The organism is Marinomonas ushuaiensis DSM 15871 (genome assembly GCF_000521805.1).
GTDB lineage: Bacteria > Pseudomonadota > Gammaproteobacteria > Pseudomonadales > Marinomonadaceae > Marinomonas > Marinomonas ushuaiensis.
This window is the reverse complement of sequence record NZ_JAMB01000004.1, coordinates 146,870-159,912: the sequence shown is the minus strand read 5'-3', so window position 1 is coordinate 159,912 and position 13,043 is coordinate 146,870. Positions and strand designations below refer to the sequence as shown.

The 13,043-nt window shown below is 41.2% G+C and carries 14 protein-coding genes; 7 read left to right on the top strand and 7 right to left on the bottom strand.

The genetic code is table 11. From position 1 onward, the window contains the following. Window positions 1-3 precede the first annotated feature (3 nt). The 3 genes from MUS1_RS06570 to MUS1_RS06560 all read left to right on the top strand — a co-directional run bounded on the left by MUS1_RS06570 (window position 4) and on the right by MUS1_RS06560 (window position 1,944). Window positions 4-762 carry an electron transport complex subunit E gene (locus MUS1_RS06570; protein ID WP_036160364.1) on the top strand — a complete coding sequence of 253 codons (759 nt, stop codon included), beginning with the start codon at window positions 4-6 and terminating at the stop codon, window positions 760-762. A gap of 29 nt (window positions 763-791) precedes the next feature. Then, window positions 792-1,427: an endonuclease III gene (gene nth / locus MUS1_RS06565; protein ID WP_036160362.1), complete on the top strand. Its 636-nt coding sequence runs from the start codon at window positions 792-794 to the stop codon at window positions 1,425-1,427. A 190-nt stretch (window positions 1,428-1,617) separates the two neighbouring features. Then, on the top strand, window positions 1,618-1,944 hold the full coding sequence (locus MUS1_RS06560) for a hypothetical protein (RefSeq protein ID WP_036160361.1): 327 nt from the start codon (window positions 1,618-1,620) through the stop codon (window positions 1,942-1,944). 120 nt (window positions 1,945-2,064) lie between these two features. Here the strand turns inward: MUS1_RS06560 and MUS1_RS06555 are convergent, their stop codons facing one another. The 5 genes from MUS1_RS06555 to MUS1_RS06535 all read right to left on the bottom strand — a co-directional run bounded on the left by MUS1_RS06555 (window position 2,065) and on the right by MUS1_RS06535 (window position 6,881). After that, complete coding sequence (locus MUS1_RS06555; protein WP_036160359.1) at window positions 2,065-2,337, bottom strand: RNA recognition motif domain-containing protein; 273 nt, start codon at window positions 2,335-2,337, stop codon at window positions 2,065-2,067. Between the two features lie 139 nt (window positions 2,338-2,476). Continuing rightward, a complete protein-coding gene (locus MUS1_RS06550; protein WP_036160357.1) occupies window positions 2,477-3,418 on the bottom strand; it encodes a nucleoside hydrolase in 942 nt (313 codons plus the stop codon). A 58-nt stretch (window positions 3,419-3,476) separates the two neighbouring features. Then, window positions 3,477-4,400, bottom strand: coding sequence for a ribokinase (locus MUS1_RS06545; protein WP_036160355.1), 924 nt, complete (start codon window positions 4,398-4,400; stop codon window positions 3,477-3,479). Window positions 4,401-4,564: 164 nt separating this feature from the next. Continuing rightward, entirely contained in the window at window positions 4,565-5,797 is a 1,233-nt protein-coding gene (locus tag MUS1_RS06540; protein WP_036160353.1) for an argininosuccinate synthase, read from the bottom strand. A 193-nt stretch (window positions 5,798-5,990) separates the two neighbouring features. After that, window positions 5,991-6,881 (bottom strand): flagellar protein MotY, encoded by an 891-nt coding sequence (locus MUS1_RS06535; protein WP_036160351.1) that lies wholly within the window; start codon window positions 6,879-6,881, stop codon window positions 5,991-5,993. A gap of 95 nt (window positions 6,882-6,976) precedes the next feature. Here MUS1_RS06535 and rnt point away from each other — a divergent pair, with 95 nt between their 5' ends. The 4 genes from rnt to MUS1_RS06515 all read left to right on the top strand — a co-directional run bounded on the left by rnt (window position 6,977) and on the right by MUS1_RS06515 (window position 11,572). Beyond that, window positions 6,977-7,645 carry a ribonuclease T gene (gene rnt, locus MUS1_RS06530; protein ID WP_036160350.1) on the top strand — a complete coding sequence of 223 codons (669 nt, stop codon included), beginning with the start codon at window positions 6,977-6,979 and terminating at the stop codon, window positions 7,643-7,645. A 64-nt stretch (window positions 7,646-7,709) separates the two neighbouring features. Then, window positions 7,710-8,129 (top strand): YbaN family protein, encoded by a 420-nt coding sequence (locus MUS1_RS06525; protein ID WP_051436143.1) that lies wholly within the window; start codon window positions 7,710-7,712, stop codon window positions 8,127-8,129. A gap of 47 nt (window positions 8,130-8,176) precedes the next feature. Then, window positions 8,177-10,984: a DUF748 domain-containing protein gene (locus MUS1_RS06520; protein WP_036160349.1), complete on the top strand. Its 2,808-nt coding sequence runs from the start codon at window positions 8,177-8,179 to the stop codon at window positions 10,982-10,984. Window positions 10,985-11,314: 330 nt separating this feature from the next. Next, a complete protein-coding gene (locus MUS1_RS06515) occupies window positions 11,315-11,572 on the top strand; it encodes an HP1242/YdcH family protein (RefSeq protein WP_036160347.1) in 258 nt (85 codons plus the stop codon). A gap of 168 nt (window positions 11,573-11,740) precedes the next feature. On the opposite strand, the gene trxC is transcribed toward MUS1_RS06515, so the two are convergent. Both trxC and MUS1_RS06505 read right to left on the bottom strand, forming a co-directional pair. Further along, window positions 11,741-12,187 carry a thioredoxin TrxC gene (gene trxC / locus MUS1_RS06510; RefSeq protein ID WP_036160346.1) on the bottom strand — a complete coding sequence of 149 codons (447 nt, stop codon included), beginning with the start codon at window positions 12,185-12,187 and terminating at the stop codon, window positions 11,741-11,743. Between the two features lie 179 nt (window positions 12,188-12,366). Next, a complete protein-coding gene (locus MUS1_RS06505; RefSeq protein WP_036160344.1) occupies window positions 12,367-12,717 on the bottom strand; it encodes a DUF7079 family protein in 351 nt (116 codons plus the stop codon). Window positions 12,718-13,043: the final 326 nt, after the last annotated feature.

Sequence of the window (13,043 nt, the reverse complement as noted above, 5' to 3'; positions counted from 1 at the left end):
AAAATGAGCGCTGAAACAGACACAAGTGACGCGATTACTGAAAACAAGCCGAGTGCAAACTACGCTGAAATCATTTACAACGGCATCTGGAAAAACAACCCAGCTCTAGTACAGTTATTGGGCTTGTGCCCTATGCTTGCGGTAACCAGTACCGTCGTTAACGCATTAGGATTGGGCTTAGCTACTTTAGTTGTATTGGTTGGTTCCAACATTGCTGTGTCATTGATTCGAAACTACGTTGCTGATGCGGTTCGCTTACCTGCTTTTGTGATGATTATTGCCTCGTTCACAACCTGTATTGAATTGATCATGCAGGCTTATACTTACGAGTTGTATCAGATTCTGGGGATTTTCATTCCCTTGATTGTGACCAACTGTGCGATTCTTGGTCGCGCCGACGCCTTCGCCAGCCGTAATCCTGTTTTGCCTTCTGCATTAGATGGTTTAATGATGGGGTTAGGCTTTGGTGTGATTCTGGTTGCTCTTGGCGCGATGCGTGAACTGATCGGACAAGGTACTTTATTCGCTGACATGCAGTTGTTATTTGGTGATATCGCCATCAATTGGAAATGGGTGGTTTTTGACGACTACCCTAATGTGTTGTTTGTAGTTTTACCACCGGGTGCGTTTATTGGCTTGGGTTTACTGATTGCCTTTAAAAACTACCTTGATGAGCGTGAGAAAAAACGCCTTGCGATACAAAAAGCCAAAGACGGCCCAAGTGAATCAAAACGCGTTCGAGTAACCGGACAAGTTAGTTAAAATCTGAACAAGAATAAAGGCAAGATAAAGTGAACAAAGAGATACGTTATGAGATTTTTTCTCGCTTAAGAGCAGAGAACCCGAATCCCGTCACTGAGCTTGAATACAACTCGCCTTTTGAGCTTTTAATTGCCGTTTTATTTTCTGCACAAGCCACAGACGTTAGCGTTAATAAGGCGACTAGAAAGCTTTTTCCCGTCGCCAATACCCCAGAAACAATGCTCGCGTTGGGTGTAGATGGCTTAAAAACCTACATCAAAACCATTGGGCTGTTTAATGCCAAAGCAGAAAACGCTATCAAAACCTGCAAAATTCTCGTTGAACAACACAACAGTGTTGTTCCTGAAACTCGTGAAGAACTGGAAGCTTTACCCGGCGTTGGTCGTAAAACGGCTAATGTCGTTTTAAATACCGCTTTTAGACAAGTCGCTATGGCGGTTGATACTCACATCTTTCGCTTTGGTAATCGCACTAAAGTAGCGCCAGGAAAAAACGTCCTAGAAGTAGAAATGAAACTGCTAAAATTTGTCCCTAAAGAGTTTCTTCTAGATGCACACCATTGGATGATTTTGCACGGACGTTATATTTGCGTAGCTCGCAAACCAAAATGCGACGCCTGCATTATTGAAGACCTTTGTGAATACAAAGAAAAAACGTCTACTTAGCTTCTAACTCATAAGTCCTAATTATGAGTTAAGCAATTTCAAGCATTATTGCCATCAAAATCCACTAGAATAGACTGTTAAAGGCATTCAAAATACCTTCTAAATTACACCTACCTGATTTTTACTTTATAATGTCTTTTCGAAAAAAAATTATGATCTTGAATCGTCATCTAAGAAAGGATAAAAGTCAGTGTCTATAACACATGCTCCCTATGTTCGTTGCTTTTGGACAGGCTCTCTTTATTTAACCAATGGCGTTGTTATGCCGATTCATTGCACTCATATTTCTACAAAAAAAATAGAAATAGAGGCACCTGAAGGTCTTCAAGGGTCTAAAATGGTGAAACTAGAGTTAAAAGCTATCCATGAAGGGAATATCGCGACGATCAAAATTTTATGCGACCCACAAGTCGACATTTTTAATGAGAACAACAAACACTATATTAAGCTTAGTTTTCATACCATTGCAGACAAGGACGTGGACTTTATTAAAGCCTTTGCTGACGCTCATTCCTAAAATAAACAAACCGCTTTGTGGAAATAAAAAAGAAAAAGGGCTAAGTTAATAGCCCTATTTATTACCGCTTCTGTCGGAATCTATTTTTATTAAAAAATAATATTCAGATAAAATGCGTTTTTACTTTTCTTCAGCGTCATCTTTAGCTGCTGCTGTGTCTTCTGCTTTTTTCACACGAATTTTAGAACCTTCAACATCGGTACCATTTAACGCTTTAATCGCAATTTTTGCTTCGCCGACTTTAGGCATTTCAACAAAGGCAAAACCTTTTGATTCGCCCGTTTCTTTGTCCATAACAAGAGTACAAGACTGCAGTGTTCCATGTGTGGAAAATAACGCTCGCAATTCTTCTTCCGTTGTTTCGCGGGCAAGGTTTCTAACTAATAATTTCATTAATATCACTCTTCTTTTGAAAAACTGCTAAGCAGTCTTTTTTATTCATAATTACAAAACACAATGGTCGTGCAAAGGTTTCAATAAAAAAGGCATGAAACAACCGCTCCATGCCTTTTGATACTTCAATTCTAGTCGTTTAAGACAAGGTTGTCTCGAACAGTTTAAGTAATCGCTCGCTGTCTACTTCCATACACACCTGTGTCATAGGAACATCGTTCCAATGGGGAGTTGGAAATTCCATGCCTTGAGGGGCAAAAATAGTTTGACCAATACCAATACCTTCACAAGCAACACGCACCGCACCCAACTCAACACCAAAGATGCTTGGATCCATAACGTACGCAATCGTAGAAGCGTCATGGAAGTAACAGCCATCCATATCAAAACGACTGCTGTAGAAATTAATGTAATGCTGTGCACAGTCGTATAAGAAGCCACCTTCAATTGGATTTGCTTCTCGAATACGCTCCAAAATTGGATTATCAAGCAATACCTGATGGGTGACATCTAGGCCGATCATGGTAACTTGCCAAGCCGCCGTGAACACCTCATCAGCAGCGTGTGGATCATTCATAATGTTGGCTTCTGCTACTGGCGATACATTACCGTATTCAATCGCTGCGCCGCCCATCAATACCACTTCATCTACTAGATTCGCTACTTCAGGATCAAGCTTTAAAGCTTCTGCCAAGTTACCCAGCGGCCCCAGTGCAATGATCGTAACTTCGCCTGGATATTGACGAACAGTATCAACAATGAATTGCGCTGCACTTTTATCGATGGCTTTACCTTTCGGTGCTGGCCAGTTGATGTTACCAAAGCCATCTTTACCATGAACAAAATCAGGGTGCGGACGAGGTGCGATCACACTAGGAACAGCAACGCCTTTGGCAACAGGCACATCGACTTTTGCAATTTCTGCCAAAGTAATGGCGTTTTGTGTCGCCAAGTCCACTGACACATTACCGAACGTCGTTGTTAGACCCAACACATCTAATTGTGGGGCTTGGAAGGCAAAAAAGATTGCCATAGCATCATCGATGCCCGGGTCTGTATCAATAATAATTTTACGAGCCATTTTAAATTCCTCTTTCTACTATTCGCTTTTGGCTAACTTTTAGACCAAGCACGTTTGGCTAATTCTTGTTTGGCAAACTGTTTTTCGCAAGAAATTCGTCTACTTCTTGTTCTGTTGGGATAGATGATGCAGCACCTAATCGTGTTACGCATATCGCGGATGCAGCGCAGGCACGAATAATCGACTTAGTAATATCTTCACCTTTCATGATGGAAGATAAACAAAATCCGATAAAAGTATCTCCAGCCGCTGTTGTGTCAACAGCATCAACAGAGAAAGCGTTCACTGAAATTTTATTGTCAGCATTGCTCTTACTGCCATCGAAGTAACATACACCCGCTTTACCCAATGTCATTAAGACAGCAAGATCAGGATAGGCTTTTGGAAAATCCTCAATGGCACTATCGATATCAGCAGCGCCAATCAAATCCATTGCCTCTACTTCGTTGACGATTAATAAATCAACCAAGCTCAGTACTTGTTTTGTTAAATCCACGTCCATTGGTGCAGGGTTAAAAGCGACTTTAACATTGTGCTCTTGCGCCTTACGCATAGTGTATTCAATCAAATTCGTTTCGTTTTGCAATAAGACCCAATCACCCGCCACAGCCTGAGATAAAACGTCATCAACTTGCGCTTCTGTCAAAGCATGATTCGCGCCTTGATATAAGATAATCGAGTTTTCAGCTTCTTTCGTTAGCTGAATAATCGCATGACCAGTCGGAACATCGAGCTGTTTAATCAACCCAGTATCAACACCTAAAGATTCAAGCTGCTTAATGATGGCTTGGTCATTATGGTGAATAGCGCCAACATGTTTTACTTGTGCGCCGGCTTTCGCTAACGCAACAGATTGGTTTGCACCTTTGCCACCCAATAGACATTGGTAGCTATCAGAGGCCATGGTTTCACCAGGACGTACAAAGTGATCCAATTGATAAAGATGATCGAGGTTAATCGAACCGACGTTATAGATCGTCATACTGTTTCCTTCAAAATAAATACGGTCGCTCTAATTCGATTGGCAGTATTTTTATAAAAACCACCAAATAAATGTAACACTATATAAAATCCTGACCAATCGTACAAAAATAAAAAAACGCCCCAATTCTTAAAGAATGGAGCGTTTTAGAGATATCTTATTACTTATTTATCACTGTCTAAAAAGCCACGGCCTTTCTGAGCAGCGATACGCATACGTAAAGCATTCAACTTAATGAAGCCTGCTGCGTCTTTTTGATCGTATGCACCGGCATCATCTTCGAATGTTGCGATAGAGCTATCGAACAAGCTGTTTGGTGATTGACGACCAACAACCGTCACGTTGCCTTTATACAATTTAAGGCGAACCGTACCGCTTACGTATTTCTGAGAAGTATCGATCATCGCTTGCATCATACGACGTTCTTCAGACCACCAGAAACCGTTGTAAATAATTTTTGCGTAACGCGGCATCATTTCATCTTTCAAATGCATCGCTTCACGATCCAAAGTGATAGATTCAATCGCACGATGGGCACGCATCATGATTGTGCCGCCCGGTGTTTCGTAACAACCACGTGCTTTCATACCAACAAAACGGTTTTCTACGATGTCAACACGGCCAATACCGTTCGCGCCACCAATCTTGTTCAATGTTTCCAAGATAGTTGCAGGAGACATGGCTTCACCATTGATAGAAATTGGGTCGCCTTTTTCGTAACCGATTTCGATGTAAGTCGCTTCATTTGGTGCATCTTCAGGAGAAACAGACCAACGCCACATATCGTCTTCAGGCTCTGTCCAAGGATCTTCTAGCTGGTCGCCCTCGAAAGAGATATGCAACAAGTTAGCATCCATAGAGTAAGGCGATTTTTTCTTCTTAGTCGAGAAATCAACTGGAATATTATGCTCTTCACAGTAAGCCATTAACGTTTCACGGGAAGTCAGATCCCATTCACGCCAAGGAGCGATTACTTTAACGCCCGGTTTCAAAGCATACGCGCCAAGCTCAAAACGCACTTGGTCGTTGCCTTTACCTGTTGCGCCATGAGAAATAGCATCTGCGCCAGTTTCGTTAGCGATTTCAATTAAACGTTTCGCAATCAAAGGTCGCGCGATAGAAGTACCTAATAAGTACTCGCCTTCGTAAATTGTGTTTGCACGAAACATAGGAAATACGAAATCGCGGACAAATTCTTCACGCAAATCTTCGATGTAGATTTCCTTAATACCCAACGCTTGAGCTTTAGCGCGAGCTGGTTCAACTTCTTCACCCTGACCCAAATCAGCGGTAAAGGTAACCACTTCACAGTTATACTCTTCTTGAAGCCACTTCACGATTACTGAAGTATCCAGGCCGCCAGAATAGGCAAGCACTACCTTCTTCACGTCAGACATTATTTCTATTCTCCTCAACGAGCTAGCGCTCCCACACCAATGCTTTAAAAGCCAGTACATGGCGGCGCAAATGATTTATAAAATGGACGGTAAGTGTAAGATTTCGGTTCTTGCTTAGCAAGCAAAAAGCCCTATTTCACTAAGATAATTCAGTAAAGATAGGGCTTTTCATCGATCAAAAAAGAGAGGGAATTTAACTGTCGCCGTCCGTTCTTTCCAAACGAATCGTAACACGTCGGTTACGTTCTCGACCTTGTGACGTCTGGTTTGACGTAGAAGGATAGCGCTCACCATGGTAACGAGAAATAATTTTACCTACCGGCACACCCTGCTCAAGCAAATACGCGGTTACTTTTTCAGCACGAATTTTCGACAATTCACGGTTATCACGACGCGAACCAATAGGATCCGTATGTCCATCAATATAGATGTATTCAACACTAGGATCAGAAGACACATACAAAGCAACCAGATCCAAACGAGATCGCATCCGATCGGTAAGCTCGACACCATTAACAGGGAACAAAGCAGCCGTTCTTGCAATTTGATCGTAGTTGACGGGTAACAAACTAGATAAACAGCGCCTGAATTCATTATAAGCTGGGGCAAAATTAATGTTCGACAAACCGACTTCAACCGTTTCACGATTATTTTCCCATGCCGTTCCAGCCACTACAGGATGATGCCCACGATCTAAACTTGTCAGCATTCTTTCCGCGACTTTGCCACCGACTTCAACCGTTAAGCCATAACCGGGATAAGGCAAAATTTCCAACGTCTCAGGTCGAAGGCCCGGCGACCAACTAGGCGCTTGAGAAATAATATAAACCTGACCAGGACCTAGCTTTTCATTTTGTGGCTGTAAAATGAATTTCATTGGCTCGCCCGCTTCTTTTATGAAGTGACCTTCGCCATAATGCGGCACGGGGTGCGTTAAATTGCACGAAAAAATATCACCAGAAAGTAGCCATTTAGAATCCGAAATACCGGATTGGTAATGTGTCAGTGCATTTGCGTAGCCAAATGGCACGCAAGCAGTGAATAAAAAGGCAGTGCGAATTAGAAGTTGTTGGGTAATTCCCATTTAGACATCTCGTTCAAGCATTATCAATTGTGTTATGATCCAATCCTATTGTACACCGCCATTGTTGATCAAGTGGCAGAATTAAGGACCTTCTTTTGTCAAACCATGAAATCAAAGATAGATTCCGCGGCTTCTTACCGATTGTTATCGACGTAGAAACCGCTGGCTTTAATCAAAAAACAGATGCTTTGTTAGAAATGGCCGCCAGTATCCTAAGAATGGATGAAAACGGCGATCTATATATCCATGAAACCTTAGAGTTTTTGATCAAACCATTTGAAGGCGCGAACCTTGAAAAAGCCGCTCTAGACTTTACTGGTATCGATCCATTCGCTCCTGATAGACAAGATATGCCAGAAGAAGAAGCGCTAAATCAAATGTTCGCTAAAGTACGTAAAGAACTGAAATCAGTTAATTGTAAGCGTGCAATTTTAGTGGGCCACAATGCGGCTTTCGACCATGGTTTCTTAAATGCGGCCATTGAACGAGTCGACATTAAACGCAACCCTTTCCATCCGTTTTCCAGTTTTGATACTGCAAGCCTTGCAGGTTTGGTGTATGGCCAAACGGTATTAGCAAAAGCATGTGAAGCCGCCGCTATTTCATTTAGCAACGCTGAAGCACATTCTGCAAAATACGACACTGAAAAAACCGCCGAACTTTTTTGCGAAATGGTAAATCGATTAAAACGCTTAGGTGGCTGGCCACTCATTGAAAATGAAGCAGAAGATGATATGGCGTCTATTTTTCACTCAGGAAAGTAGCGATTAAACCAAAACGCGACTTAATAGAATGTAAGTCTCGTTTTTATCGTAAGGCGATGTCGATATGAAAGGAAAGCGAATTTTACTTTTGATTTTAGGATGGCTTTCCTTAATTACCGGCGTGATTGGTATTTTTTTACCTCTACTACCAACCACACCACTTGTCTTGCTTGCGGCTTGGTGCTTTTCAAAATCGTCTGCGCGATTCCATGCTTGGCTACTTAATCATAAATTCTTTGGCCCTATCGTAAAAGACTGGCAATCTTCTGATGGTATTCCTCGCCGTTCAAGAAATCGTGCCATTCTTTTTATGTGGGCCGGCATGGCCATTTCTACGTTTCTAGTATGGCGATTTTGGGCAACAATCGGTTTGGTTTTCATTGGTGTATGCGTCAGCATTTATTTATTACGCATGCCTCTACGCTCTGAACCTACAAAACCTTTACAACCTAAACCTATAGAAGAGAAAGACAAAGCCAGTTAGTCTACTTACCAACCCTAGATACTACTCACCTCAAAAGGGACCTTATAATGACACGCCGACATTTTCGTAATTTTGTCTTTTTTCCATTATCTGCTCTGACATTAATCATCGTTATGATTTGGGCTGCAACGCCTTTTGTTGCAAAACACTACATCAGTCAATATTTCGAAGAACAAGGACAAGACATCTCTATCGGAAGTTTATCCATTGATTTTTTTCCACCAAAAATCGATTTAAAAAATGTCACTATCAAAAACGCTACACAAGACACCCTGACGCTAAAACGCGCTACTTTCGGAATTGAAGCTTTACCCCTTATCGCTCGCACTGTCCGCTTATCACACGCCAACATTGATGGTTTTTCAGTCTGGGTTGCACAACAGGAAAACGATTGGATTGTCGCCGGAATAAATACGGCTCAATACCTCCAAAACGACGAATCAGAAGAAGCGCTTCAAACAAACACAGAGCAAGAAACAGAAATAGAGCCTACCAGCGAGCCATGGAAAATATCCCTGCCTAAGTTTACCTTCACTGACAGCCAGCTCCACTTGTCTCGCCAACCAGAAGCATCAATACCAGCACAAACAGACCGCTTCACCATCAGCAATCTGACGGTGAAAGACTTATCAGGAAAAGCACTAGAATGGACTGGCTCAGTCGCCCTATCAGCACTAATCAACCAATCAACTTTATCAATAGCGACTCAATTTGATTATTCCCCAGAACGTAGCAGCGCAAACATAAGCATTGAGAAAACCAAGATATCAATAGACGACCTACGCCACTTCCTACCTTCTCCTTTTCATACGGGAGAAGGTCAACTGGCAATAAACGGCGAACTTAATGTCTTACAAACACAAGTCGAAGGTGCACCTGTTTTCAAAGTTAACGATTTAAATATGAAGACAGAAATCACAGCTCTTGATCTAGCAATAAATGAACAAGACAAAATAACAACGACCTCGACAATATTGGATTTAACCGAAGCCAATCTAGAGTTTGTTTCTGCAGATCAATTAACTTTCACGGGTAAAACAGCACTCACATCCAATCAATTCGCCTTTACTCAAGCCAATTTAATTGCTCAATACGATAATTTAGCGCTAACGCTTCCTATCGATATAAAACGCGATGAACTTGGCCTAGCGGCTCAAATTACTAATACACAACTGGATATTGCCGACTTATCTGTTGTGCTTGATCGCCAAAATAACAACACGAATAAAGAAGCCAAGGAAGCCGGACAAAAAGACGCTTTTCAAGCAGAGGAAAAACGCTTATCCCTTGGTGCCTTTAAATTCACTACCGACCAACTTAATGTTGAAATAAAAGACGGACAAGACCCTGCTGTAAGAGGCGAAAACCTCAACATTGCCACTCAATCACTGGACAGCATGTTGGGTGATAAAAAACGCATTGCTGCATGGAAAAATGCCGATATCAACGCATTGTCTTTTTCACAACAGGGTGAACAATTTGATGTGGCATTTGAGCAAATCAACATTGCCAATATAACTTTGTCTGAAATACTGCCAGAAACAGACAGTAAGTTAACTCTACCCATTTTGGGTCAAATCAATAACATAAAAATAGACACATTATCTGCAAATCAAGATGGCTCTAGAATCAGCGCTATCACAACAGATTCAGTAAAAATAAACTTAATATTAAACGCACAAAAACGTCTTGAAAACCTAGTATCAATACAAGAAAACCCACAAGCGGCATTACAACCATCGTTACAAGATTCAAATGCGCCGAAAGCACAAGACGCTGAGAATGCGATTAACAACGCCCCTAATACAGAAGAAAAACCCGCTTTCAAAGCCCCTTATTACGTTATTCTTGATGCGTATGACATGACTGGCGAATCACAAATCCACGTACAAGATAGAAGTATAACCCCAGCTTTACAGCGCTCATTGGACATAGATTCTTTGTCCTTACGTAACCTAAATACGCAGGATAAAGAACAAGCCACCGAATTCACTCTAAAAGCTCGCAACGGCAAATACGCCACTCTTTCCAGTGACATAACCATTTGGCCTCTTGCAGACAAGTTAACTATGAAAAGCGACCTTGTTATCCGAGAAGCAGAACTACCACCTTATTCGTCTTACATCGCCAATGCATTAGGTTATCAGATCGACTCAGGACAACTGGATTTAGATCTAACCCTAAACGCAGACAATGGTGAATTAGATGGTAACTCCCATATATTATTACGAGAGTTTGATCTTGGCGGTAAGAAAGAAAGCAGCTCTGTTATTAAAGCTGGCGCTGTCCCGCTTAACATTGCCGTCGGCATTTTAAAAGACAGCGACAATAATATCGACTTAGATATCCCACTCTCTGGCGACATAGAAAATCCAGAGTTTGGCTGGCAAAGCTTCATGATCTTGCCAGTACGAAAAGCCCTGTTTAAAGCATCGAGTAGTTATCTCATGCAAACCTTTGTGCCATACGCCAGCGTAATAAGCATTGCACAATTAGCTGGAGACCAGTTGCTCAAAATTCGAGTTGAACCATTATTGTTTGAAGCAGAAGAAAGCCGCTTAAATGACGCTCAAGACGTCTTCCTGAAACAGCTAACCGCTTTAATGAAAGACAAAGAAGACAGTAAATTAAAAGCCTGCGGTGTTGCCAGCTATCTTGATTTAGGACTTGAAGAACCACCAGCATCTATTGACAGTGCAACCAGAGGCGAAGCACAAAAGCTCGCTCAAGAACGCTCTAATATCCTAAAAGATTACCTAGTAAAAGAAGGCATTAGTTCTTCACGTATTTTCCTTTGTTCGCCAGAGGTTGATTTATCAAAATCTAGCCAGCCAAGGATCGAACTGAATTTCTAAGCTATCTTCAAGTTATGGCATAAACACCTAATGCCTCAAAATCAAAAAGCCGCGATAAAAGTTATCGCGGCTTTTTTGTCAATACTCCGGCAACAAACGCCCTCTATCACCCATAAAAATTCAAAAAACATGGAACATCTCACAAACTTAAAATCTATCATTGAAACCCCTCTATATCGAACCATTGATAGTAGTATGGGGATATAGATCATCTACTTAAAAAGAAGGGTTAAAACCGCCGGTAGACAAAGAAAACCTGACTAGCATCAAGAAAAGATAAGCCGAATTAGGCTAATCTAATATGAAAGCAAACAAAGACAGGAGGCTATCATGCCAATCGAAGACCATAGTTTGATTAACGAATTTCCAGAGTTTAAAGAAGAGATCCATCATTTAAAAATGGAAGACGCCCACTTCAAAAAACTCTATGACGAATACAACCACTTAACAAAAGAAGTAGAGAAAATGGAGCAAGAAATCACTCCATCTACGACAGCAGAAGAAGAACTGTTAAAGAAACAACGCCTACAACTGAAAGACACGATTCAAGATTATATCAAGGCGTCTACGGCTGCAGTAAAAGCCTAAATGGCTCAATAAATACCTAAATTCAGATAATAAGTGCGACGACATACAGCCGATCAGTTAGGATCGAAGCAAAAAAGACCAGCGTAAAATTAAATTTTACGCTGGTTTTTTTTATGACATGCTATTCGCCCAAAGCTCAGAACTCAGAACTCAGAACTCAGAAAGGCTTTATACAGTGGGTAAATTCTGAGCCAACCATTGTTTAAATTGTGCCTTAGGTAAAGCACCGGACAGACGAGCCACCTCTTTACCATGATGAAATATCATCAGAGTCGGAATGGAACGAATATTATAGCCACCTGCCGTATTTTGATTCTGCTCAGTATCTAACTTCACAAAACACGCTTGAGTGGACATCTCCCCTGCGACTTGCTCGAAAATAGGCGCAAATTGCTGACACGGCCCACACCATGACGCCCAAAAGTCGACAACCACAGGCAAAGCATTGTCGTTAATATAACGTTTGAAATTTGCATCACTTCCCACAATAGGACGTGTTGAAAGCACAGGCTTCCCACATTTCCCACAAAGAGGCTTATCACTCAACTTGGCTTTAGGCAGGCGATTCTTTGTTCCACAACTTTGGCAAACGATTTGTATCGGTGAATTAGTCATCTTAAACCTCAGAGATAAAGCACTTCATTCATTAAAAAGTGCTTAGATAAAACGCATTATTGAAAAAGGACCTTGTTAAAAGCGCAATCAGTTGAATAATAAGATGGCGCTCTATAAGCGGTAAATCAAGTTATCTGATCGGATTAGTATGCTTTTCAGCAATAGTATGGCGTGTTTCTTTATTCTTCCTTAGATAGAACGTCAAGGACTCGCAACCAAGACGCCTTAATCTCTTTTTTAGTGGAAGACCGACCACGCACATCACCAGCAAAGCTACGTCTTGATAAATGCTCTAATAACCAAGCATCAGACCAGCCATCCCAAACACCCGTTATACTTCTCAGGTTCTTTTCCAATACAGGATACACTTCGTACCAAAGAATATTCTCCGCTTCCACTAAAGAAAGACCACTTTCATCAATAGTACGAGCAATATACTCATAAGTCGTATCGGTTATTTCTGTATCAAGAAAGAGATCTGACAGGGCCCGCCATATCTCAAGACGGTCTTCATTACCTGTAGAAACCATTTATTTTCCTTTAATCAAAAACTCACTGGACAAGAAACAAAAACCACACAAGGCCTAGAAACGAGGCGTAATCAGGCATTACGTGAGATTAATTGGTAAATCGAGGTTCAGTGAGACTGAGGTTAGATTGTTTAAGACTGAATAAATTTTTTCTTAGTTTTAAATTACAAAAAACCTTCATTATCAGAAAGAATGAAGGCTTTTTTTAGTTTATAAATTTCTTACTGGCGTAGAAAACACTTAATTTTACTCTGACCCTAATTATTTCATGGATTGGAATAATATGTAATCTGACACTAAACCAAGAAAGGAAAGAATTAGGGGGG

Bases quoted from the DNA above. Each gene is read 5' to 3' on its own strand.
- trxC (WP_036160346.1), bottom strand. From the start codon at position 12,187: ATGACTAATTCACCGATACAAATCGTTTGCCAAAGTTGTGGAACAAAG.
- MUS1_RS06515 (WP_036160347.1), top strand. From the start codon at position 11,315: ATGCCAATCGAAGACCATAGTTTGATTAACGAATTTCCAGAGTTTAAA.
- MUS1_RS06520 (WP_036160349.1), top strand. From the start codon at position 8,177: ATGACACGCCGACATTTTCGTAATTTTGTCTTTTTTCCATTATCTGCT.
- MUS1_RS06555 (WP_036160359.1), bottom strand. From the start codon at position 2,337: ATGAAATTATTAGTTAGAAACCTTGCCCGCGAAACAACGGAAGAAGAA.
- MUS1_RS06505 (WP_036160344.1), bottom strand. From the start codon at position 12,717: ATGGTTTCTACAGGTAATGAAGACCGTCTTGAGATATGGCGGGCCCTG.
- MUS1_RS06570 (WP_036160364.1), top strand. From the start codon at position 4: ATGAGCGCTGAAACAGACACAAGTGACGCGATTACTGAAAACAAGCCG.
- MUS1_RS06545 (WP_036160355.1), bottom strand. From the start codon at position 4,400: ATGACGATCTATAACGTCGGTTCGATTAACCTCGATCATCTTTATCAA.
- MUS1_RS06535 (WP_036160351.1), bottom strand. From the start codon at position 6,881: ATGGGAATTACCCAACAACTTCTAATTCGCACTGCCTTTTTATTCACT.
- MUS1_RS06540 (WP_036160353.1), bottom strand. From the start codon at position 5,797: ATGTCTGACGTGAAGAAGGTAGTGCTTGCCTATTCTGGCGGCCTGGAT.
- MUS1_RS06550 (WP_036160357.1), bottom strand. From the start codon at position 3,418: ATGGCTCGTAAAATTATTATTGATACAGACCCGGGCATCGATGATGCT.
- MUS1_RS06525 (WP_051436143.1), top strand. From the start codon at position 7,710: ATGAAAGGAAAGCGAATTTTACTTTTGATTTTAGGATGGCTTTCCTTA.